The organism is Plantactinospora soyae, from assembly GCF_014874095.1.
GTDB lineage: Bacteria > Actinomycetota > Actinomycetes > Mycobacteriales > Micromonosporaceae > Plantactinospora > Plantactinospora soyae.
The window spans coordinates 8,235,760-8,257,133 of sequence record NZ_JADBEB010000001.1 but is presented as its reverse complement, the minus strand read 5'-3'; the positions used below and the strand labels follow the sequence as shown (position 1 = coordinate 8,257,133).

Sequence of the window (21,374 nt, the reverse complement as noted above, 5' to 3'; positions counted from 1 at the left end):
ACTCAGGGCGTCGGTCGGATCTCGTACCGCGTTCCGGTGGCGGTCAGGTCCCAGCGTTTGCCGAAGGCGTTGCAGCCGACCACCTCGATCCGGCCGATCTCCTCCGGAATGCGTGGATCGAGGACGATCCGGCCCTGCTCGACCTCGAGCCCGAGCAGGGTACGCAGGAAGAGCTTCGGCGCGCTGGCCGCCCAGGCCTGCGGCTTGCAGGCGGTCGGGTACGGCACCGGCGCCCGGCCGAAGGACCGGTCGTAGCCCGAGAGGGCCTCCGGCAGGCGGAACTCGGAGAACCCCGCCGCCTCGATCATGGCCAGGATGATCCGGTTCGCCTCCTCGCGGAAGCCGTAGCGGGCCAGCCCGTACGCGATCAGCGCGTTGTCGTGCGGCCAGACCGTACCGGTGTGGTAGCCGATCGGGTTGTACCCACGGTCGTCGGTGGAGGTGCAGCGGACGCCCCATCCGGAGAAGAGCTGGTCGGACATGAGTTGACGGGCCACCGTGGCGGCCCGGTCCGGCGGAACGATGCCGCTCCAGAGCAGCTGGCCCATGTTCGACGACATCATGTCGATCTGACGCTTGTCCCCGTCCAGGCCGAGCGCGTAGTAGCCGCCCCGCTCCTCGATCCAGAAGGCCCGGTTGAACCGCTCCCGCAGCTCGGCGGCCTCGGCGCGGAGCCGCCGCGCGAGAGCCGGCTCGTCGAGCGGCCCGTCGGCCAGCTCCGCCATCCGTAGTTTCGCGTCGTAGGTGTAGCCCTGCGTCTCGCAGGTCGCTATCGGCAGCACCGGGATCGACCCGTTCGAGAACTGGATCCCGTCCCACGAGTCGCGCCAGCACTGGTTGCCCAGCCCCTGGGTGGACCGGGTCGCGTACTCGACGAAGCCGTCCCCGTCCCGGTCGCCGTACTCGTCGATCCAGCGCAGTGCCGCGTACGCGTTGCCCCGCATGTCGCGTACGCACTGGTCGTCGCCGCTCCACCGCCAGTACTCGGAGAGCACGATCAGCCACAGCTGGGTGGCGTCGGCGGCGCCGTAGTACGGGTTGTGCGGCTTGACGCCGAGTCGGGTCAGCTCACCGCTGCGTACCTCGTGCAGGATCCTGCCCGGTTCCTCGTCGCTGAAGTCGTCGACCCGGCTGCCCTGCACCGCCGCGAGCGCGACCAGGGCGCCGTGCGCCAGCCGCTGCGCGAAGGCAACCGTCTGAAACGAGCAGATCAGCGTGTCCCGCCCGAAGACGGTGAGGAACCACGGCAGCCCGGCTGCCGGAAGTACCACCTGCTGGCCCTTCACCTCCTTCTCGATCCGGAGCGCGGTCATGTCCGACGACGCCTTGTTGTACACGTCGGCGAGCAGTGCGGAGTCGGATCGCACCACCGGTACGCTGGCCCGCCAGCGGGTCACCACGTCGTCCGAGTCGGTGTCGAAGACGTCGCCGAACAGCCGGTGCGCCGGCAGCAGGTTCCGGGGTCCGTGCTGCAACGGCACATTCATCTCGCAGAGCCAGTCCTGGTCCGGCGCCAACTCCAGGTCCCAGACCAGGTCGTCGCCGTCGATCGCCGTCGCCGGCACGGTGACCCGGACCTCGGTCCGGGCCCGGAAGGTGCCGTTGCGGTACTCGAAGTCCAGCCCGGAGCCGTCCTGGGAGTGTCGACGGGTGATCTGTCCCGAGCGGTCCCGAACCTCCTCCTTGATCTCGAAGAGGTCCGCGAAGTCGGCCCGGACCGCCAACCGGAGCCGGATCCGCACCGGATCGTCGGCAAAGGACTGCAACTCGAACCGCTCGTGCATGCCGTCGCCGACGAAGCGCTGCCGGCGGATTCCGATGGTGTTCGCCGGCAGGCCGGGCAGCTCGGGATTGGTCAGGAAGAACGCCGCCGAGTAGTCGTCGACGGTTCCGGAGCCCAGGATGAGCAGGCGTTCCTCGTTGATCATCAGCTCCCAACGGCTCAGGAACCGGGTGTCGTCGTGGACCAGGCCGCCGATCGACCGTTCCGGCACGTCACCCAGGGCGTTGGAGACCATGAAGGTACGTCCCTCCAGCACCGAGATCGCGTCCGGTCCCAGCTCCGGAGGCAGGTTGCGGACGACCGAGCCGGGCGTCCCGTCCCCCCGCGTACCGGCGGGTGTCGGGTCGGCCGGGGTGGGCCTGCGGCCTGCGGTGGACGTGGCGCGCCTCCCGATCGGAAGAAGCTGGCGGGCTTCGCCTTCATCACCCACGCTAGTGAACCGGTCCGGGGTAAGCGGCATGATCGATTGATCCCGATCGGAGGGTGTCCCCTTCTGGTGCCATCCGTGCCCGACCGACCCGTTCGCGTGGTTCGTACCCGCCGGACCGGTCAGGACGGGCCGCCGAGCGTATTGCCGCCGGTGAGCGCCCTGTCGGCTGGTGAGATCCGTCATCCCGGATAGGCCCGTCGAGGCTCGGATCGTAAGGTTAGGCGAACCTAATTCGAGGGGTGCGAGGGAACATCGTGACAACCGTTGCGGCCCGGCCGACCGGGCCCGGGAGGACCCGGCGAGGCCGTCGCGCCGGCCGACGCTTCGCGGTCGCCGCCGCGGCGGCGGCGCTGCTGTTGCTGGTGGTGCTGGCCAGCCTCGCGCTCGGCAGCAAGCCACTCGCCCCCGGTCAGGTGTGGCACGCCCTGGTCGCGCCGGACGGCGGCGAGGCCAGCACCATCGTCCGGGAGCTCCGCGTTCCGCGTACCCTGCTCGGCCTCGTCGTCGGGCCCGCCCTGGCCCTGGCCGGAGTGCTGCTACAGGCGTTGACCCGCAACCCCCTCGCCGAGCCACGGATCCTCGGCGTCAGCGCCGGTGCGTCCCTGGGCGTGGTGGTCGCGATCGCGGTCTTCGGCATCGGCAGCCTGGCCGGGTACGTCTGGTTCGGCGTCGTCGGCGCGCTCCTCGCCGGCCTGCTGGTTTTCGGCATCGCCAACCGGGCCCGGGAGGGCGCCAGCCCGGTGACCCTGGCCCTGGTCGGCGTCGCCCTCGACGCGAGTCTCGGCGCGATCGTCATCGCCCTGCTGACCGTCGACGCCCGCGCCTTCGAGGAGTACCGGTTCTGGGTGGTCGGCGGGCTGACCGGACGGGACGCCGGAGTCACCACCCAGGTCGCGCCCTTCGTCCTGGCCGGCGTCCTGCTCGCCGGCTTCGCCGCCCGGGGCCTGGACGCGCTGGCCCTCGGCGACGACGTGGCCCGTGGACTCGGCCACCACGTCGGGCTGGTCCGGCTCGCCGGCGGCGGCGCCGCCGTACTGCTCGTCGGGGCGGCGGTGGCCGGGGCCGGGCCGATCGCGTTCATCGGGCTGGCCGTACCGCACCTGGCCCGCGCCCTGGTCGGCGCCGACCACCGCTGGACCCTGGTGGTGGCCGCGCTGCTCGGGCCGGTGCTGCTGCTCAGCGCCGACATCGTCGGCCGGTTGGTCGTGCCCCCGGGGGAGGTGCCGGCCGGCATCGTCACCGCGTTGCTCGGCGCGCCACTGCTGGTCGTACTGATCCGCCGGGCCCGGGTGGTGACCGCATGACCGGGCGGGGCGAGGTCGTCAGCCACTTCAGTGGAACCAGGTCGTGGAGCGAGGAGAGACCGTGACCGCGCTGCCCGTGGGCCGGACCCTGGTCCGACTCGGCCCCGCCCGCCTGGTCGTACGGCACCGGCCGTTGCTGGTCGGTGGAGTCCTGGTCGTGCTGCTCGGCGCCGCCGTCGTACTGAGCCTCTCCGTCGGCACCCCGTACGTCGCCCCGTTCGACGTGCTCCGGTCGCTGTCCGGCGCCGGTACCCGGTACGACCTGGTCGTGCTCGACCTGCGGCTGCCCCGGGTGGTGCTGGCCGCGCTGGTCGGTGCGGTGTTCGGCATCGCCGGCACCCTGATCCAGAGCGTCGCCCGTAACCCGTTGGCCAGCCCCGACGTCGTCGGTGTCACCCAGGGCGCCGGGCTCGCCGCCACGATCGCGTTGACCAGCGGTGCCGCCGCGTCACTGATCGCGCCGGCAGCGCTCGCCGGTGGGCTCGCCGCCACCTGTGTGGTGCTGCTGCTCGGACTGCGGCACGGGCTGGCCGCACACCGGTTCGTCCTGGCCGGGGTCGCCGTCGCGGTGGCGCTGCGGGCGCTGACCGAGGTCGTGATGCTCTCCGCGGACCCGATCGACGGGATACGCGCGCAGCTCTGGCTGGTCGGCACCCTGGCCGGCAAGGGCTGGCGCGAGGCGGCGTACCTCGGGGTGACCCTGCTGGTGCTGCTGCCGGTGCTGCTCTGGGCCGGCTGGGCGTTGAACGGCAGCGCGCTGGACGACGACACCGCGCGCGGGGTCGGCCTGCGCCCGGTGGCCCGGCGGGTGGGCCTGGCGACCACCGGCGTGCTCGCCGCCGCGATGGTCACCGCGCAGGTCGGCGCGGTCGACTTCGTGGCCCTGGTCGCCCCGCAGGTGGCCCGGCGGCTGGTCCGCGCCGAGCGACCGCCGCTGGTCTGCGCCGCGCTAGTGGGCGCCCTCCTGGTCGTCCTCGCCGACCTGGCCGGACGACGGCTGTTCGCCCCCACCCAACTGCCGGCTGGCGTGCTGACCGCCGCCCTCGGCGGGCCGTACCTGATCTACCTGCTGCTCCGCGGTCGACGGAAGGTCTCCTAGATGCTCTCCACTCGCGATCTCGCGGTCGGGTACGACGACCGGACCGTTCTCGACGGCCTCGACCTCGACCTGCCCGCCGACGCGTTCACCGTCATCGTCGGGCCGAACGCGTGCGGCAAGTCGACGCTGCTGCGCACCATGGCCCGGCTGCTCAGTCCGCGTCGGGGCACCGTGCTGCTCGACGGCGCCGCGATCCGGGACCTGCCGACCCGCGCGGTGGCCCGCCGGCTGGGCGTGTTGCCGCAGAGCCCGCTGGTACCCGAGGGCGTCAGCGTCGCCGACCTGGTCGGGCGCGGGCGGCAGCCGTACCAGCGGTGGTGGCGGCAGTGGTCGCCGGAGGACGAGGTCGCGGTCGCCGAGGCGATGGCGCTGGCCGACGTCCAGCAGTTGGCCGAGCGGCCCGTGGACACCCTCTCCGGCGGGCAGCGGCAGCGGGTCTGGATCGCCATGACGCTGGCCCAGGACACCGAGGCGCTGCTGCTCGACGAGCCGACGACCTTCCTCGACCTCGCCCACCAGGTGGAGGTCCTCGACCTGCTGCACCGGCTGCGCACCGAGCGCGGCCGGACCGTCGTCGCCGTCCTGCACGACCTCAACCAGGCGGCCCGGTACGCCGACCATCTGGTCGCGATGCGGGCCGGTGAGGTCGTCGCCGCCGGGCCGCCCCGGCAGATCCTCACCGCGGACCTGGTCCGCGACGTCTTCGGGCTCGACTGTGTCGTCGTGCCCTGTCCGGTGACCGGGGCGCCACTGGTCGTCCCGAAGCTCAGCACATCGTCCGTTACGAAAGGTTCGTCATGCGCCGCAGAGTTCTCGTCCTCTTCGCCGTCGCCGCCATCGGTGCCGGCCTGACCGGATGCGCCAGCAGCGATCCGGTGGTCGGCGCGGAGGCCGCCGGGGAGAGCCGGACCATCACCCACGCGATGGGCAGCACCAAGGTGCCGGCGCATCCGCAGCGGGTGGTGGTGCTGGACTCCGACAAGATCGATAGCGCGCTGTCGCTCGGCGTGACCCCGATCGGTGCGGCACAGGCCGGTGAGGTCGCCGGCTGGCCGACGTACTTCGGTGCGGACTCCGTTGCCGGGATCAAGCAGGTCGGCCTGCTCACCGAGCCCGACCTGGAGGCGATCAGCGCCCTGCAACCGGACCTGATCCTGGGCAGCAAGTTCCGCCAGGAGAAGTTCTACGACGAGCTGTCGGCGATCGCGCCGACCGTCTTCACCGAGCGGGTCGGCATCACCTGGAAGGAGAACTTCCTCCTCGACGGGCAGGCGCTCGGCAAGGAGCAGGAGGCGAAGGACCTGCTCGCCGCGTACGAGAAGCGGGCCAAGGATCTCGGTACGAAGATCGGCAACCCGGCGCAGCGGAAGATCTCCATCGTCCGGTTCCGTCCCACCGAGATCCGGGTGTACGGGCCGGCGTCCTTCTCCGGCCTGGTGCTCGGTGACATCGGACTGGGACGTCCCGAGCGGCAGCTCCTGGCCGACAAGGAGGACAAGCGGTTCGACAAGGTGAGCCTCGAACGGATCGCCGAACTCGACGGGGACATCATCTTCGTGACCGCCTTCGGCGAGAAGGCCGCCGCCGAGCAGACCAAGGTGACCGGCGGCAGCCTCTGGCAGAACCTGCCGGCGGTCAAGGCGGGCAAGACGTACGTCGTCGCCGACGAGACCTGGATGACCGGGATCGGGGTCACCGCGGCCGGAAAGATCCTCGACGACCTGGAGAAGTACGTCCCGGCGGCCTGACCGTCGCCGGCCGGGACCACCCGCGTCGGTGGTGGCCCCGGCCGGGGCGCCCGGCGGCTCGGCTCAACGAGCGGGCCGTCGGCGAGGACCCGGGCCCGCCGCAGGCGGTACGTCGCCCCGCCCCGATGTTCGTTCCTGACCTGTTTCGACCGCATCGGATCGAACTATGGCCGGCACGTGTACAACCACGTTATCGATGTTGTCTACACGGACCGCACGCTTTCCGGAGGCTCACGGCGACCACCTCCCGGACTGCTCGAAGGGGAGAGACGTTGTCGGAGAGAACGAAGCCCACCGCGCTCGTGGTCATGGACCGGACGTCGTTCCGGGCCCACTTCGATCCGGTACGGCTCGAACGGCTCGCGCGGCTCGTCACCCTGGCCGATCCGGTCTGGACGGACGAGGTGGATTCGCCGTCGGCACGCGCCCGGCTGGCCGGGGCGGAGGTGCTGCTGACCTCGTGGGGGGCGCCGACGCTGACCCCGGAACGGCTTGCCGGGGCCCCCGCGCTGCGGGCGGTGTTCCACTGCGCGGGCAGCGTCCGGTCGCTGGTCAGCAGCGAGGTCTGGCGCCGGGGCATCCAGGTGACCAGCGCGGCGGACGCCAACGCGATCCCGGTGGCCGAGTACACCCTGGCCGCGATCATCCTGGCCGGTAAGAAGGCACCCTTCATCGCCGCGAACTCCGAGGCGGCCTATCGGGGCTGGAGTCACCTGGCCGGCTACGGCGACCTGTCGAACTATCGCCGTACCGTCGGCATCGTGGGTTTCTCCCGGATCGGCCGCCGGGTCGTCGACCTCCTGCGGTGCCTCGACTCCACCGTGTGCCTGGTGGCCGACCCGTACGCGGACGCCGACGCGGTGCGGTCGGCCGGGGGCACGCTGCTCGACCTGCACGAGGTGCTGCCGCGCAGCGAGGTCCTGTCGCTGCACGCACCCGCCCTGCCCGGCACCCGGCACATGATCGGCGCGGCCGAGCTCGCGCTGCTGCCCGACCACGCGACCGTGATCAACACCGCCCGTGGAAGCCTCGTGGACTCCCAGGCCCTCGTGGCGGAGTGCCGGGCCGGCCGGCTCTTCGCGATCCTCGACGTCACGGAGCCCGAGCCGCTGCCCCCCGACGCGCCGCTGCGTGCCACCCCCAATGTGATGATCACACCCCATCTCGCCGGTTCGCTGGGCTCGGAGATCCTTCGGCTGACCGACCACACCCTGGCCGAACTCTCCCGCTGGACCGCCGGCGAGCCGCTACGGGCCGAGGTCACCCCCGAGGCGCTCGTCCTGAACGCCTGACCCGGCGCCAGCGGCCTACTGGCGGGCGACCGTGCCGTGCCGACAGCCGGGGCACTCGATGCGGCTGATCCCCGACCAGTTGTCCAGGTCCGAACTGGTCGCGGTCCAGATCCCGCCATTGGTGTACCGGTCGATGTAGATCCGCCAGGTCCCGTCGTCCATCTGGAGCACGGACGGCCCCTCGTGCCCGGCGGTCCAGAGGGTGCTCCTGGGAACCCAGCCGCTGGTCAGGTTTGCGGTGGTCGTCCAGTGCTCGATGTACTTGGACGTCTCGTCCTTGACGAAGGCGTGGTACGTGCTGCCGGACTTCACCACGAACGTGTCGATGTGGTTCGTTCCCAACCCCCACATCTGGGCCGGCCCGCTCCACGAGGTGAGGCCGGTGTTCTGGGCGGTGTAGACGTACGGCCGGAAGCAGTTGGAGCAGGTCGTCTGGGCGACGCTGGCGATGATCCGTACGGTGCTGCCCTCCACGAAGAACTCGGGGGCCCAGACGAACCTGGTGTTGGCGATGCCCGAGTTCACGCTGGCCACGTGGGTCCAACTGGTCAGGTTGGTGCTGGAGGCGACGTGGAAGTAGGTCGAGTTCGTCGTCCACGACTGGACCGTGTACGCGATGAAGTACCGGCCGTTGTGCTTGACGATGCTCGGATCCCGCAGGACGCCGGTGGGACCCCGGTAGTTCGTGTCCGCCAGCACGCTGAAGCTCGTGCCGTTCGTCGAGCGGTAGATCCACAGCTCCTGGTCGGCGGCACCGTCGCCCTTGAACGTCGGATAGACGTAGGTGCTGGCCGCCTGTGCCGGCGGTGCCGCGAGGACGAGCCCGCCGACGAGCACGAGCAGCGCGCTGGCCAGTGCGGCCAGCCAGCTGGCGGGGCCCGGCCGTCGATCCGATCCAGCTTCCATGGCCGTCTCCTAGTCGTTCGGTACGAACAGGTCATCCGGTGCCGCGACAATTCAGGACTGGGTACGGGACCACTGCTGGTTGGTCTGGCTGCCGCAGGCGTACTGCTGGATGTCTCCGCCGTCGGCGGTGGAGGAGTTGACCACGTCGAGGCACTTGCCACTGTGTCGGGCCCGGAGCTGGAAGTAGCTGCCGGTGGCGACCCACTGCCACTGCTGGTTGGTGCCGCCGCCGCAGGCGTACTGGATGACGTTCGCGCCGTCGGCGGTCGAGGAGCTGGCGACGTCGAGGCAGTGCCCGCTGTTCTGGTTGATGACCTGGTAGTAGCCACCGCCGGTGTCCTGGAAGAGCCACTTCTGGTTCGCGCCGCCGTTCCAGCCCCACTGCTTCACCTCGGCGTTGTTCGCCGTCGAGGAGCTGACCAGGTCCATCACCTTGCCGCTGTGCCGGGCGGTGACCCGGTAGTAGGTGCCGGGCGGCGGTCCGCCGCTGCCGGCGACGGTCCCGGTGGCGGTGTCGATGGTGACCTGCGGATACCAGCTCAGGCTCATGCTGGTGCTGGAGGGGAAGCCGATCGGCAACCAGACGTACTGGGAGTCGCTGACCGGCCCGCTCCAGGCCCCGGCCCAGCGGTCGCCCAGGTACAGGTAGCTGGTCGTCGACGAGCCCTGGATCGGCAGCACGTACGTCGGCTGGGAGTCGAAGGTCGTCGAGTTGCCGACGTTGGTCCAGCCGGTCCAGGGCCCGGAGATGCTCGACGCGGTCGCGTATCTCGCCTGGTTCGGGCTCCAGCCGGTCGCCCCGGAGGTCAGCAGGAAGTAGACGCTGCCCCGCTTGAACATCGCCGGGGCCTCGCGGTGGGCACCGTCCCAGAAGTTGCCCACCAGCGTGCCGATGCTCAGGTAGTCCGAGGTCAGCCGGTAGATGTGCAGGTCGTAGTTCTCGTCGGCCGCCGAGATCATGTACGCCGTACCGTTGTCGTTGTAGAGCGTGATGTCCCGGGACATGTGCCCCAGCGGCCGGAAGCTGCCGTGGTACGTGTAGGCGCCGTCGACGGTGGCGGAGGAGGCGACGGCGGCCCGCGCCTCGCCGTAGTCGGATCCGTTCTCCTTGTGCATCCACATCACGTACCGGCCGGTGGAGCTGTTGTAGATGACCTTGGGACGTTCGATGTTGGCGACGTTCAGCTCGGAGTGCGACGACTGGGTCAGGACGTTGTTCCGGAACTCCCAGTTCTTGAGGTCGGTGGACCGGTAGACGGAGACCGCCCGGAACGTGTTGTTCGAGTTCCGGTTCTCGCCGAACCAGTAGTAGTAGTCGCCCACCTTCAGCACACCGCCGCCGTGGGCGTGCAGGACGTTGCCACCGGTGTCGCGGAACTGGGTGCCGTTGGCGATCGTGACCGGTGCGGCCTGGGCCGGCGTCGCGCCGTAGCCGACGGCGACGCTGGCGAGCAGAAGCGTCAACACGAGTGCCGCGCGCCGCGCCATCCCGAGCCGGGAGCTCGGTCGCCGCCCGGGGCGGTCCACTGTGGTTGATCGTGGTACGGACAGGCGTTGACGAGCCATCATGATGATCCTTGGGGATGTAAGACATGGAAGCCGGTCACTGTGCAGGACCCGAGTGCATCGTTTCGATGCGGTAACGTCAAGGCTTCTGAAAGGTTTCGATCTGAAACGGTCATCAATGCTTACCCAGGAACGCCACGATGTGATCTTGGAGGAGTTGCGCCGCGTCGGTGTGGTCCACGTCGACCGCCTCGCGGCCAAACTCGAGGTCAGCGCCGTGACCGTCCGGCGCGACCTCCGCGAGCTGGCGGACCGGGACCTGCTGCGCCGGGTGCGGGGCGGCGGTGTGCTGCCGGCGGTCCCGGGCGCACCCGCGCGCAGCACCGCCCGGCCCACCGGCCTGGTCATCGGCATGGTCGTTCCGTCGCTGGACTACTACTACCCGCAGATCATGCGGGCCGCGCAGGCCGCCGCGAACGCGTTCGGGCTGCGGATCGCCTTCCGTGGTTCGATGTACGGCTCGGCCGCCTCCGACCAGCGCCAGATCGAACGGCTGCTCGGCGACGGGGTCGCCGGCATGCTGCTCACGCCCTCGTCGCCACTGAGCGACCGGGAGCCGCTGCTCGACTGGGTGGGTGCGCTGGACATGCCGGTGGTGCTGATCGAGCGGCAGCCGCCGAGCGACAACGCGCGTTGGGCGAGGCTGGAGAGCGTCAGCACCGACCACGAGCTCGGCGCGGCGCTCGCCGTCGAACACCTCACCGCCCTGGGGCACCGGGCGATCGGCCTGGTCGTGCCCCGGGCGAGTCCGACCAGTGAGCCGCTGCGGGCGGGCTTCCTCGCCGCGATGCGCCGGGTCGGCTCGACCCGACGCCGGATCACCGAGATCGACGGCGACGAGGTCGCCATGGGAGGCGCCGGTTCGGCCAGGGCCCTCGACGGGTGTCTGGGGATGGGGGTGAGCGCGCTCCTGGTGCACGCCGACCGACACGCCGCCGCGCTGACCCAGGCGGCCCGGGACGCCGGAATCGACGTACCGGGGACGCTGTCGGTGATCAGCTACGACGACGAGATGGCCGGTGCGTTCGACCCGCCGCTCACCGCCGTACGGCCACCGCGCAGTGCCATCGGCCAGGCCGCGATGGAGCTGCTCGTCGCCCGGCTGTCGCCGAGCCAGAACCGCCGCCCACCCTGTCGGATGCGGCTCGCGCCACAGCTGATCCTGCGCCAGAGCACCGCCAGGCCGGCGCGTACCCCGGCGAGATGACGAGACATCGAAGGACTTGACAGTCCGTTATGTTATCGCTAACACTCGTCCCCAACGCGGCCCCGGGGAGCGATCACGATGAACTCGGATGTCCAGGCGCTGCCCACTGTGGGCCGGATGACCGCACGTGCCCTGGTCGTCGTACTCGGTGCGACGCTGCTGCCCGCCGTCGCCGGTACGGCCGCACAGGCGGCCACGATCGCGACCGGCGCCCGTTCGCTGGAGTCGGTGAACCTCGCCGGCCGGTACCTGCGGCACAGCGACTACCTCGGGCGGGTCGACCCGATCACCAGCGGCAGCGGCACGGTCGCCAAGCAGGACGCCACCTTCACCGTCACCCCCGGCCTGGCCGGCGGCGCCGGCTGCGTCTCCTTCCAGGCCGCCGACGGCCGATGGCTGCGGCACCTCGACTTCCGGCTGCGGCTCGACCTCAACGCCGGTACCACCGGATCCCTGGCCGACGCGACGTTCTGCGTCCGGGACGGATCCGTCGCCGGGTCGGCACGGTTGGAATCGGCCAACTATCCGGGCCGGTTCGTCCGGCACCGCGACTCCGAACTGTGGCTCGACCCCAGCACGACCAATCCCGGCACCTTCGCCGCCGACAGCTCGTTCTGGGTCCGGGCGCCGTGGGCGGCGGGACGCCGTACCCCGGTGCTCAAGGGCCTGTACGCCGATCCGCACATCGCCTACCTGGACGGCCGGTACTACGTCTATCCGACCACCGATGGCTACAACGGCTGGAGCGGCACCCGGTTCAAGGCGTTCTCCTCAACCGACCTGGTCAACTGGACCGACCACGGCACCATCCTGGACGTCGGCCCCAGCGTCTCCTGGGCGAGTTCGCGGGCCTGGGCACCGGCGATCGCATACCGGAACGGGCGGTACTACTTCTACTTCTGCGCCGACACGAACATCGGAGTGGCCACCAGCACCAGCCCGGCCGGGCCGTTCACCGACGCGCTCGGCCGACCGTTGATCGCCGCCGGCTTCCGCCCCGGACAGATGATCGACCCGGCCGTCTTCACCGACGACGACGGCACCTCGTACCTGTACTGGGGCAACGGCTCCGCCTACGCGGTCAGGCTGAACCCGGACATGCTCTCGTTCGACGCCACCGCCGTGCGTACGTTCAGCCTGCCGAACTTCCGGGAGGGCGAGTTCGTGTTCAAGCGCAACGGCACCTACTACCTGTCGTACTCGGTGGACGACACCCGCTCGGAGAACTACCACGTCGAGTACGCCACCGGTACCTCGCCGCTGGGCCCGTGGACCCATCGCGGAACGATCCTGGCCAAGAACCTGTCCATCGGCGTCAAGGGTCCGGGCCACCACTCGATCGTCAGGTCACCGACCGGTGACACGTGGTACATGGCGTACCACCGGTTTGCCATCCCAGCCGGCAACGGCACCAACCGCGAGGTGACCGTCGACCAGATGCGGTTCAACGCCGACGGCACCATCCAACCGGTCGTCCCGACCGGATAGCTCCCGAGATGTACTAAAGTCGATCACCGCTGCGCGGACTGCCGTCCCGGCCGACCACCCCTGCGTCGGCCCGGGACGGCCGCCCACCCACCGCCGGAACGATCGGCACGCATCCCCGGGAGTTCCCGTGACCATTCCCCACCCGCCCGGCGTCCATCCGGCCTGGCTGCCGCCGGAGGCGTTCCGCGCGCTCGGCTCCCGCCGGACTCTGGTGCACGGCGCCGGAACGCTCGTCGACACCGTGCTGGACGAGGTGGCGCAGGCCGGCGTCCGGCACGGCGGTCACCTGGTACACCAGGAGCCGGGTCCGGCCGCCGAGCAGCCGGCGGTGGCGGGGGAGGCCGACCCCGGAGCCGAGGCGTTCGACCTGGTGCTCGCGCTCCGCGGCACGGCACCACTGCCGGCGCAGGCGGCGTCGGTCGAGGTCGAGTTCCGGCAGCGGTACGCCGAGCGCGCGGACCCGCTCGGCGACGAGGGCTTCGTCCTGGCCCGGCACGGCGACACCACGGTGCTGCTGGCGGACGCCCCGAACGGACTGCTCTACGGGCTGTTCCACCTGGTCCGGCTCGGCGAGTCCGCGTTCGGCGCCGACCGTCCCGTCGAGCGGCACCGGCCGGCGATGCGGGTGCGGATGCTCGACCACTGGGACAACGTCGACGTGCATCACCGGATGGGGCAGGTCGAGCGCGGCTACGCGGGCGGCTCGATCTTCTGGCAGGACGGTGGACCGCGCCGCGACCCGGCACGGGTGCGGGCGTACGGGCGGCTGTTGGCGGCCTGCGGGGTGAACGCGGTAGCGGTGAACAACGTGAACGTGCACGCCACCGAGGCGCGGCTGCTGACGGATCGGCTCGGTGACGTGGCCGCGATCGCGGAACTGCTGCGTCCGTACGGGGTCCGGGTGTTCCTGTCGGTCAGCTTCGCCGCGCCGATCGTCCTCGGTGGACTACCCTCGGCCGACCCGCTGGACGAGCAGGTCCGGGCCTGGTGGGCCGGCACCACCGCGCAGGTGTACGGGACGATCCCCGACTTCGGGGGCTACGTGGTCAAGGCCGACTCCGAGGGGCAGCCGGGCCCGTTCGCGTACGGGCGCAGCCACGCCGACGGCGCCAACGTCCTCGCCGAGGCGCTGGCCCCGTACGACGGGGTCGTGCACTGGCGTGCCTTCGTCTACAACCACCGGCAGGACTGGCGCGACCGGTCGACCGACCGGGCCCGCGCGGCCTTCGACCACTTCGCCCCGCTCGACGGCCAGTTCCGGGACAACGTGATCCTGCAGGTGAAGCACGGTCCGATGGACTTCCAGGTGCGTGAGCCGGTCTCGCCGGTGATCGCCGCGATGCCGGCCACCCGACTGGCGGTGGAGTTCCAGGTGACGCAGGAGTACACGGGTCAGCAACGGCACGTCTGCTATCTGGGCCCGCTCTGGCGTGAGGTGCTGGAGTTCGGCCCCTGGGGTGCCGGCGGTCCGACCGTCGCCGCCGTGGCCGCCGGCTCGACGCCCGGCGACGCCGGCCCGGCCGCTGTGGCCGGTGCCGCCGGCTCGGCCTCGGCGGCCGGTGGCGGGCTGGTCGCGGTGTCGAACGTGGGGGACGATCCCTTCTGGACCGGACATCCGCTCGCCCAGGCCAACCTGTACGCCTTCGGTCGGCTCGCCTGGGCACCAGAGCTGGACCCGTCGGCGATCCTCGACGAGTGGATCGACCTCACCTTCGTGCCGTCGTCGACCGCCGACCCGGAGCTGCTCCGGCGGACGTTGCACGAGATCATGGACGACTCCTGGCACACCTACGAGCAGTACACGGCGCCGCTGGGGGTCGGCTTCATGGTCCGTCCCGAGCACCACTACGGCCCGGACGTGGACGGCTACGAGTACACGCCGTGGGGCACGTACCACTTCGCGGACCGGGACGGTATCGGCGTCGACCGGACGCGGAAGTCCGGAACGGGGTACGCCGGCCAGTACCCGCAGCCGTGGTCGGACGTGTACGAGTCGCCGCAGCGGTGTCCCGACGAACTGCTGCTCTTCTTCCACCACGTTCCCTACGGGCACCTCCTGCACAGCGGGTCGACGGTGATCCAGCACATCTACGACACCCACTTCGCCGGGGCCGAGCGGGTGGCCGGGATGCGGCAACTCTGGGAACGGCTCTCCACCGCCGGGCTGGTCGACCCGGAGCTGGACGCTCGGGTGCGGGAACGCCTCGACGAGCAGCTCCGCGGTGCCCAGGAGTGGCGGGACCAGATCAACACCTACTTCTTCCGCAAGTCCGGGGTGCCGGACGCGCGGGGCCGCCGCATCCACTGACGCCGCAGCTGCTGACGACGCTTTCGACTGACGCCGTAGTTGCTGACGCCGCAGCTGCTGAGGACGGGAACCGCCGTTGGTCGGTCAGGCCCGTCGGAGCCACCGGTCGAGCCAGCGGAACGCCTCGTCCTGCATCTCGGGCGGGAACACGTGGCCCAGTCCGGGCCAGATCATCGGATGGAGCCGGTCCTCGGCGCGTTGGGAACGCCAGACGGCCCGCATCTTGGCGTAGGCGTCGCGTACCCCGGCGGCGGGGAAGAGCGTGTCGAGTTCACCGTTGAAGAACAGCATCGGCTTCGGTGCGGCGATGCTCGCCACGTCGGGGATGTCGAGATGCCGGTGCAGGCCGGGATGCAGCATGAAGTACGCCGACTGGCCCCGCAGGGTGTTGTTGCCCGGCACCATCATGGCCTTGAGGGTGGTCATCCAGCACACCGACGCCGCCGCGGCGACATGGTCGGAGAGCGCGGCCACCTGCCACGCCCGGTATCCGCCCATGGAGAAGCCGAGCGCCCCGATCCGCCGACGGTCGACGTACGGCAGCGTGCCGAGGAAGGCGGCCGCGCGGGTGTCCTCCCGGGCGGTCAGGCCGGCCAGCGAGGAGCCGAGATGGAACAGGTTGCTGGCGAGCGCCTGCTGCGCCTCGTAGCCCAGGCCGGAGCGGTCACCCCAGCCGAGCGCGTCCACGGCGAGGACCACGTACCCACGGCGGGCGAGTTCGTCGCCGACGAACCGACCACCGAAGTACCGGTCGGACCAGGCCTGGGCCGAGGCGAGCCGGTCCGGGTCGTACCAGGGCCGGACCAGTTTCTCCTTGCCGATGTCGAACTTCGAGCCGTGATCGTGCAGGAGCAGCACGGCGGGGTGCGGCCCGCGACCCCGGGGTACGAGCATCGCCGCCCGGACCCGGCTGTGCCGGGTGACGTTGAAGCTCAGGGTGCGCCGGAGGTAGCCGTCGCCGTCCTGCTCGTCGAGGATCTGCGGGGCGAACGGGGTGGCGTCGTCCGGCTGGCAGAGCAGCTCCTCGACCTTCGCCCGCGCGGTCCGGCGCCAGGTGCGGAAGCTTCGGGTCCGTGACCTGGTCCAGGCCAGCGGAAAGGTGAGCTCGTCGGCGAGTGCCGAATGGAACGCCGGCAGGTTGCCGTCGACGATCGCGGGCGAGGAGAAGGCGGCGGCCGGCGTGGTCAGGCCGGCGCCCGGCTGGGTCACCCCGGTCGGGGGCGCCACCCCGGACGGGGACGCCACCTCGGCCGTGGTCGGGGGCAGCATCGCGAGCGCGGGAAGGGAGACGAAGGACCGTCGCTTCACCCCGGAACTCCTTTCCGATTCGGACGCCGGCACCTGCCCGACGCGTCGGCACGAGCGCCGGCTCAGGCAGCCGGCCGTCGCAGGCGGGCGGACCGGGCGCAAGGCAGGCGGAACGAGCTCGGGCCGGCGGAACGAGCTCGGACCGGCGTCGACGGCATCGACACCTGTCGAGCAGAGTCTATCGGGAAAGCGGTTGCCTAGGGCGATTCAGATGCGGATGGCGTCGGCATGCCGTCCGTCCCGTCGGCCGGTTGCGGTGCGGGGTGGCTCAGCGGATCTCCGCCATCGGCTGACAGGGAGCATTGCAGCAGTACGGTGTCCAGCCAGCGGTCGTGCTTGTAGCCGACCCGGCGCAACCGGCCGACCTCGGCGAATCCCAGCCGCTCGTGCAGTCGTAGCGAGGCCGGCTCACCGGTGTCGGCGACGACCGCGATCAGTTCCCGGACCCCGGCGACCGGGCTGACCCGCAGCAACTCGGCGAGCAGCGCCCTGCCCAGGCCCCGGCCGAGGGCCCACGGTGCCAGGTAGATCGAGTCCTCCGCGGTGTGCCGGTACGCCGGCCGCGACTTCCAGCGGGCGCAGTACGCGTACCCCGCGATCCGCCCGTCCAGCTCGGCCACCAGGAACGGCAGCCCGGTCTCGGTGATCGCCCGGTACCGCGCGGACCACTCGTGCCGGTCCGGCACCCGCAGTTCGAAGGTGATCGTCGTGTGCATGACGTAGTGCGCGTAGATCTCGCCGACCGCGTCGAGGTCCGCGGGCGTCGCGGGTCGGATCGTCGCGGGGTCCTGCTCCATCGGTCGCCTCGTTTCGGTAAAGAGAAAGCATCGCTCGATCTACTTCCGGCCCGGCGCCGGCCTCAGGGGGCGGCGGCCGGGGGGCTCAGGTCCCGCGAGGCCCGGGCGATGACAGCGATCGCGGTACGGCGCGGCAACAGCCGGGACATCAGCGCCGACGAGACCCGCATGGCGAGGCCCGGAATCACCCGGGGACCCCGGCCGAGACCGCGTAACGCCGCCACGGCGACCTGGTCCGGGGTCCGGGTACCCGGGGCCGGGCGATCCTTCACGGCGGTCAGGTTGCCGGTGGCGACCGCACCGGCGACGCAGGTGACCACGTCCACCCCGGTGCCGCGCAGTTCCGCCCACAGGCCCTCGGCCAGAATCGCGCCGAACGCCTTGGTCGCGGCGTACACGCTGATCGGCGGGGAACCCTGCATCCCGGCCAGCGACGACATCACGACGAAGCCGCCGCGTCCCCGTGCCACCATCGGCGGAAGGAAGTGGTGGGCGAGGGCCAGCGGCATCCGGCAGTTGAGGTCGACCGCACGGCCGGTCTCGGCCGGGTCCATCTCGACGAAACCGCCGATCGGGGAGTACGCCGCGTTCGCCACCACCAGTCCGACCTGCTGGTCCGCCGCCGCGTCCACCACCTCGCGGAGCCCGTCCACCGTGGCCAGATCGGCCCGGACCACGATCGTGCGGGTCGGCAGTGTCGCCGCCAGTTCGGTCAGCGGTCGCGCTCGCCGCGCGGCCAGGATCAGGTTGAGGCCCTGTCCGGCCAGTCGGTGTGCGAACGCCGCGCCGAGCCCCTCCGACGCGCCGGCCACCACCGCCCACGGCCCGTACCGCTGGGCGAAGTCGGCCCTCACGACGCCACCGGCTCCGGCCGGGTGAACGGATTCTCCCGACGCATCCGCCACATGATCAGGAACGGGGTCAGCAGCCAGCTGGCGTTGGCCGCCAGCACGATCGCGAAGTTCGGTGCCGGGGTGACGCCGTACCGCTCGTCCATCAGGATGATCAGCACGTTGGCCAGCATGGTCCCGGACCAGACCAGCGCCGGTACCTTGATCCAGTTTCGGCCCCGGACGAAGGCGTACACGGCGAACAGGTAGAACGGGCCGAAGAAGATGACGTCTATCCAGATCGTCATCTGCCAGAACGGGGGCCGGGCCATCAGCAGCGGGTCGTAGTTCTCCCCCCACCAGTGCACGAGGTCGATCGCGGGGGCCGGTGGCCAGACCGGATAGTCGAAGTCCGCCGGATCGGCGACCACCAACTGTTCGAGGTCGACGATGTAGGTGATGACCAACGCGTTGATCGCGAAGAAGACGATGAAGTAGAGGTCGTACGGACGCTGACGCAGCGGTACGGTCATGGCCCCTGATCCTACGAACCGGTCGCGTCCCCACCATGCCGGATCGAGCCCCGTTCGGCACCGATCGCGCCCGTCGCGGTGGCGTTGCGCGGTCGTCGGGCCACGGACGGCGGGCTCAGCGGGGGACCCACCTTCCCCGACGCACTACGGGCCAGAGGCAAGTTGTCTCTGGCCCGTAGCACCGGCTCTGTCGTCCTCAGGCCGCCTCCTGCCGCTCCCGCGCCGCCTCGTCGGCCAGCGAGGATTGGGCTCGGCTCCGACGCTGTGAGATCCGATAGCCGACCTCGCCCACGATGGTGATCAGTACGACGCCGCCCACGGCCACCAGCTGCATGGTCAGGTGGTCACCCGTGGCGAACGAGAGGGTCGTGTAGACGAATCCGATCGTACCGAGCAGTCCCGTGAGCCCTCGCGGCGTCCGTTCTCCATCGGGAAGCCTGACGACCAGTTTGGCAACGATTCCGGCGCCGAGGACGCAGCCGAGAAGGGCCATGAGAGCGGCCTCCTGGCTCAGGTGCCCCTTGGTTGTGGCCGTCCGGGCAATGTTGGCCGTCGCGATGAAGAAGAGGATCCAGTGGAGACTGGGGCGGCGTAGCCGGATCTTGAAGTAGACCGGCTCCGCGCCATTGCGTCCGAACACCGACAGCGGCAGCGGGATTGGTATGTACCAGTACTGCTCCTGAGACGTACTCTTGGTGCGCACCTCGTGCCCCCTTTCGACGTGGCTGAGGTGTGGCGAGGTCGGGTTCGCTGCAGACGGACCCGACCTCCTGTCTTTTCTGGCCCGGCGTGTCAATGCCGGCAGCCGAAACGTAGCCACGTCGGACCGGACGAACCACTCGGAATTGAACTCCAAGCCGTTTCGCGCTCTTCGGTCGCGGCGGCGAAGCCGGTTCGAGGCTCTCACCAGCGGATTCCTGGTCGACCGATGCACCGGTTGGCGATGACAGGTCGTCCACAGACGACCGGCCGCGCAATTCGAGCGAATTCGAGTCGGGCAGGCGACAGTTTCGGGAAGCCCGCATCCCGCCGTGGCCTGCGGGGAATGGGGGCAAAGTGCGACGCATCCCCGGATAGTGACCGGCAAGAGTCTGGAAACCATCACCGGACCGGGGTGTTGTGCCGACTAGACAAACAGGACGTGCGGAACGAACGGCCACTTTCGGAAGACGGTGACCTCGACCACACTTCGGTGTGTCACCAGGAAGTCACCAAAACGTAATGCGGCGTCGCGCAAGCCACCTCGTTGTCTGGGCCGGGATTCAGCGGTTCGAGCGATTCGCTGGGCAGTTCAAACCTCGACCCCGTGGGACGAATCGCGACGACGGGGGACAACCGGATGTCCCGAGAGGAGCACGGGTCTTGTCCAGCAAGGAGTCCCAGCCGGCCTGGCAGCCGTTTGGTCATGCGGTGAAGAAGCTGATCGACCAGCGCGGTATGAACCAGAAGGAGCTCGCCGAGGCGCTCGGGTGGGCGGAGTCGAAGGTCTCCAACATCATCAATGCCCGAACGGTGCCCAAGGACCAGGACGTCGCCGAGCTCGGGCTCCAACTGGGAGCGAGCGGCGACCTGCGGGCGGTCCACGAGCGCTGCCGCCGAGGGCCGGAGGCGGGCGGCTTCACCGAGGACGAGGCGAGACAGATCGCCAAGACGCTGCACCCGTTTCTCATCCGTGCCGAGATCCGCATGTCGACGTTGCACCGTACCGCCGCCTGCCTGCTCGGCGGCGCCGCGCTCATGTTGCTCCTCCCGCTGTTCTTTCCGGACGCGCCCGCAGGCCTCCTGGCCACGCTGTTGCGGATCCAGGAGGATGCGCCGGTCGCCGCGGTCTTCCTCGGCCTTGCGATGGTGATCGTTTTCGGGGTGCCGATGTGGGGCTTCATCCTGATCATTTCGGATCTCATCGGCTTCTTCTTCGCCGGGCACCGGTTTGACCTCGGAGCCGACGACGACTCCACCGCGAAGAATGCCGTCTTCAATCCGCGCCTCGGCCTGCCGGGCATGCTGGCGCCGTCGGCGGAGATGCCGATGTCGGCCTACGAGAAGCTCGCTACCAAGCGGATGGACCTGCTCGGCGTCCTGCTACCGGCGGACGACGAATGGCGCCGCCGCTTCGACACCCGCATGCAGCAGATCTTTCGGCTGGACGACCGGACGCCGTTGGGCGACGAAAGTCGTCTCGGGTACGCCTTCCGCCTCTCGGTGAGCGCGCCGCGTACCCTCCTTGAGGAGACCGCCAAGATCGAGCTGTCACTTGCCAAGCACATCCTGCTGCTCCGCATCGGGCTCATGCGGTTCGTCAAGACCCTCCTTCTGGTACCGCTGACCGTGATCGTGGTCGTCCTCGCCACGTCGCTGATCGGAAGCGCGTCGGCAGACGGACCCGGTGGCGATTCGTCCCGACAACTCGTGGAGCTGATCGTCGTGTTCCTCTTCTGGGGACCGATGGCCGTGGCGGCCGTCGGTTCGCCCAACCGGTGGATCCAGCGGATGTCGCCCGGCACCGGGAAGGTCCGGCAGGTGTACGACGATCCGCGGATGGTCCGCTTCGAGAACGGGGTCGTGTTCCTCGCCCTCATCAGCACCATCCTGCTGTGGGTCGCGGCCGTGGCGTTTCTCGTACCGGACCTCGCGCGGCCGTACGGGATGTCCTTGCTCGTCGCCGTCGTCGGATCGCTCGGGCTCTGGGTCTTCACCCGCATTGTGTGGTGGCGGGGATACCTTCTCCGGACACCTCGGGCGTTCCTGACCATGCTGAAGATCGGGGCACACTGA

The 21,374-nt window shown here is 70.3% G+C and carries 17 protein-coding genes; 9 read left to right on the top strand and 8 right to left on the bottom strand.

Going from position 1 to position 21,374, the window contains the following annotated elements; translation table 11 throughout:
- Positions 1-2: 2 nt before the first annotated feature.
- Positions 3-2,213, bottom strand: coding sequence for an amylo-alpha-1,6-glucosidase (locus H4W31_RS36165; RefSeq protein WP_318783610.1), 2,211 nt, complete (start codon positions 2,211-2,213; stop codon positions 3-5).
- Between the two features lie 254 nt (positions 2,214-2,467).
- Between H4W31_RS36165 and H4W31_RS36160 the strand changes: the two genes are divergently transcribed.
- From H4W31_RS36160 to H4W31_RS36140, 5 genes are all read left to right on the top strand, one after another.
- The gene (locus H4W31_RS36160; RefSeq protein WP_192770709.1) at positions 2,468-3,517 is read left to right on the top strand and encodes a FecCD family ABC transporter permease; all 1,050 of its coding nucleotides are present in this window, start codon (positions 2,468-2,470) and stop codon (positions 3,515-3,517) included.
- A gap of 61 nt (positions 3,518-3,578) precedes the next feature.
- Positions 3,579-4,616 carry a FecCD family ABC transporter permease gene (locus H4W31_RS36155; protein WP_318783609.1) on the top strand — a complete coding sequence of 346 codons (1,038 nt, stop codon included), beginning with the start codon at positions 3,579-3,581 and terminating at the stop codon, positions 4,614-4,616.
- Complete coding sequence (locus tag H4W31_RS36150) at positions 4,617-5,468, top strand: ABC transporter ATP-binding protein (protein WP_192770708.1); 852 nt, start codon at positions 4,617-4,619, stop codon at positions 5,466-5,468.
- A complete protein-coding gene (locus H4W31_RS36145; protein ID WP_192770707.1) occupies positions 5,414-6,364 on the top strand; it encodes an ABC transporter substrate-binding protein in 951 nt (316 codons plus the stop codon). Before H4W31_RS36150 ends, H4W31_RS36145 begins: the two co-directional genes overlap by 55 nt.
- 272 nt (positions 6,365-6,636) lie before the next feature.
- Entirely contained in the window at positions 6,637-7,656 is a 1,020-nt protein-coding gene (locus H4W31_RS36140; RefSeq protein ID WP_225945866.1) for a hydroxyacid dehydrogenase, read from the top strand.
- Between the two features lie 15 nt (positions 7,657-7,671).
- Here the strand turns inward: H4W31_RS36140 and H4W31_RS36135 are convergent, their stop codons facing one another.
- Together H4W31_RS36135 and H4W31_RS36130 are read right to left on the bottom strand one after the other, a co-directional pair.
- Positions 7,672-8,562: a family 43 glycosylhydrolase gene (locus H4W31_RS36135; protein WP_192770706.1), complete on the bottom strand. Its 891-nt coding sequence runs from the start codon at positions 8,560-8,562 to the stop codon at positions 7,672-7,674.
- Between the two features lie 51 nt (positions 8,563-8,613).
- Complete coding sequence (locus H4W31_RS36130) at positions 8,614-10,050, bottom strand: RICIN domain-containing protein (protein WP_192770705.1); 1,437 nt, start codon at positions 10,048-10,050, stop codon at positions 8,614-8,616.
- Positions 10,051-10,129: 79 nt separating this feature from the next.
- Here H4W31_RS36130 and H4W31_RS36125 point away from each other — a divergent pair, with 79 nt between their 5' ends.
- From H4W31_RS36125 to H4W31_RS36115, 3 genes are all read left to right on the top strand, one after another.
- Entirely contained in the window at positions 10,130-11,335 is a 1,206-nt protein-coding gene (locus H4W31_RS36125) for a substrate-binding domain-containing protein (RefSeq protein WP_318783608.1), read from the top strand.
- A gap of 78 nt (positions 11,336-11,413) precedes the next feature.
- Positions 11,414-12,823 carry a family 43 glycosylhydrolase gene (locus H4W31_RS36120; RefSeq protein WP_192770703.1) on the top strand — a complete coding sequence of 470 codons (1,410 nt, stop codon included), beginning with the start codon at positions 11,414-11,416 and terminating at the stop codon, positions 12,821-12,823.
- Positions 12,824-12,950: 127 nt separating this feature from the next.
- A complete protein-coding gene (locus H4W31_RS36115; protein ID WP_318783607.1) occupies positions 12,951-15,131 on the top strand; it encodes an alpha-glucuronidase in 2,181 nt (726 codons plus the stop codon).
- A gap of 84 nt (positions 15,132-15,215) precedes the next feature.
- Here the strand turns inward: H4W31_RS36115 and H4W31_RS36110 are convergent, their stop codons facing one another.
- The 5 genes from H4W31_RS36110 to H4W31_RS36090 form a co-directional block, all read right to left on the bottom strand.
- Complete coding sequence (locus H4W31_RS36110; RefSeq protein WP_318783605.1) at positions 15,216-16,439, bottom strand: dienelactone hydrolase family protein; 1,224 nt, start codon at positions 16,437-16,439, stop codon at positions 15,216-15,218.
- A 197-nt stretch (positions 16,440-16,636) separates the two neighbouring features.
- Entirely contained in the window at positions 16,637-17,236 is a 600-nt protein-coding gene (locus tag H4W31_RS36105) for a GNAT family N-acetyltransferase (protein WP_192770702.1), read from the bottom strand.
- Positions 17,237-17,298: 62 nt separating this feature from the next.
- A complete protein-coding gene (locus tag H4W31_RS36100; RefSeq protein ID WP_192770701.1) occupies positions 17,299-18,090 on the bottom strand; it encodes an SDR family NAD(P)-dependent oxidoreductase in 792 nt (263 codons plus the stop codon).
- Positions 18,087-18,599, bottom strand: coding sequence for an EXPERA domain-containing protein (locus tag H4W31_RS36095; RefSeq protein WP_192770700.1), 513 nt, complete (start codon positions 18,597-18,599; stop codon positions 18,087-18,089). The genes H4W31_RS36100 and H4W31_RS36095 overlap by 4 nt, the downstream gene beginning before the upstream one ends.
- A gap of 196 nt (positions 18,600-18,795) precedes the next feature.
- Entirely contained in the window at positions 18,796-19,302 is a 507-nt protein-coding gene (locus H4W31_RS36090) for a hypothetical protein (protein WP_192770699.1), read from the bottom strand.
- A 659-nt stretch (positions 19,303-19,961) separates the two neighbouring features.
- On the opposite strand from H4W31_RS36090, the gene H4W31_RS36085 reads away from it, so the two are divergent.
- Complete coding sequence (locus H4W31_RS36085; protein ID WP_192770698.1) at positions 19,962-21,374, top strand: helix-turn-helix domain-containing protein; 1,413 nt, start codon at positions 19,962-19,964, stop codon at positions 21,372-21,374.

Bases quoted from the DNA above. Each gene is read 5' to 3' on its own strand.
- H4W31_RS36150 (WP_192770708.1), top strand. From the start codon at position 4,617: ATGCTCTCCACTCGCGATCTCGCGGTCGGGTACGACGACCGGACCGTT.
- H4W31_RS36145 (WP_192770707.1), top strand. From the start codon at position 5,414: ATGCGCCGCAGAGTTCTCGTCCTCTTCGCCGTCGCCGCCATCGGTGCC.
- H4W31_RS36135 (WP_192770706.1), bottom strand. From the start codon at position 8,562: ATGGAAGCTGGATCGGATCGACGGCCGGGCCCCGCCAGCTGGCTGGCC.
- H4W31_RS36130 (WP_192770705.1), bottom strand. From the start codon at position 10,050: ATGGCGCGGCGCGCGGCACTCGTGTTGACGCTTCTGCTCGCCAGCGTC.
- H4W31_RS36125 (WP_318783608.1), top strand. From the start codon at position 10,130: ATGATGATCCTTGGGGATGTAAGACATGGAAGCCGGTCACTGTGCAGG.
- H4W31_RS36120 (WP_192770703.1), top strand. From the start codon at position 11,414: ATGAACTCGGATGTCCAGGCGCTGCCCACTGTGGGCCGGATGACCGCA.
- H4W31_RS36105 (WP_192770702.1), bottom strand. From the start codon at position 17,236: ATGGAGCAGGACCCCGCGACGATCCGACCCGCGACGCCCGCGGACCTC.
- H4W31_RS36095 (WP_192770700.1), bottom strand. From the start codon at position 18,599: ATGACCGTACCGCTGCGTCAGCGTCCGTACGACCTCTACTTCATCGTC.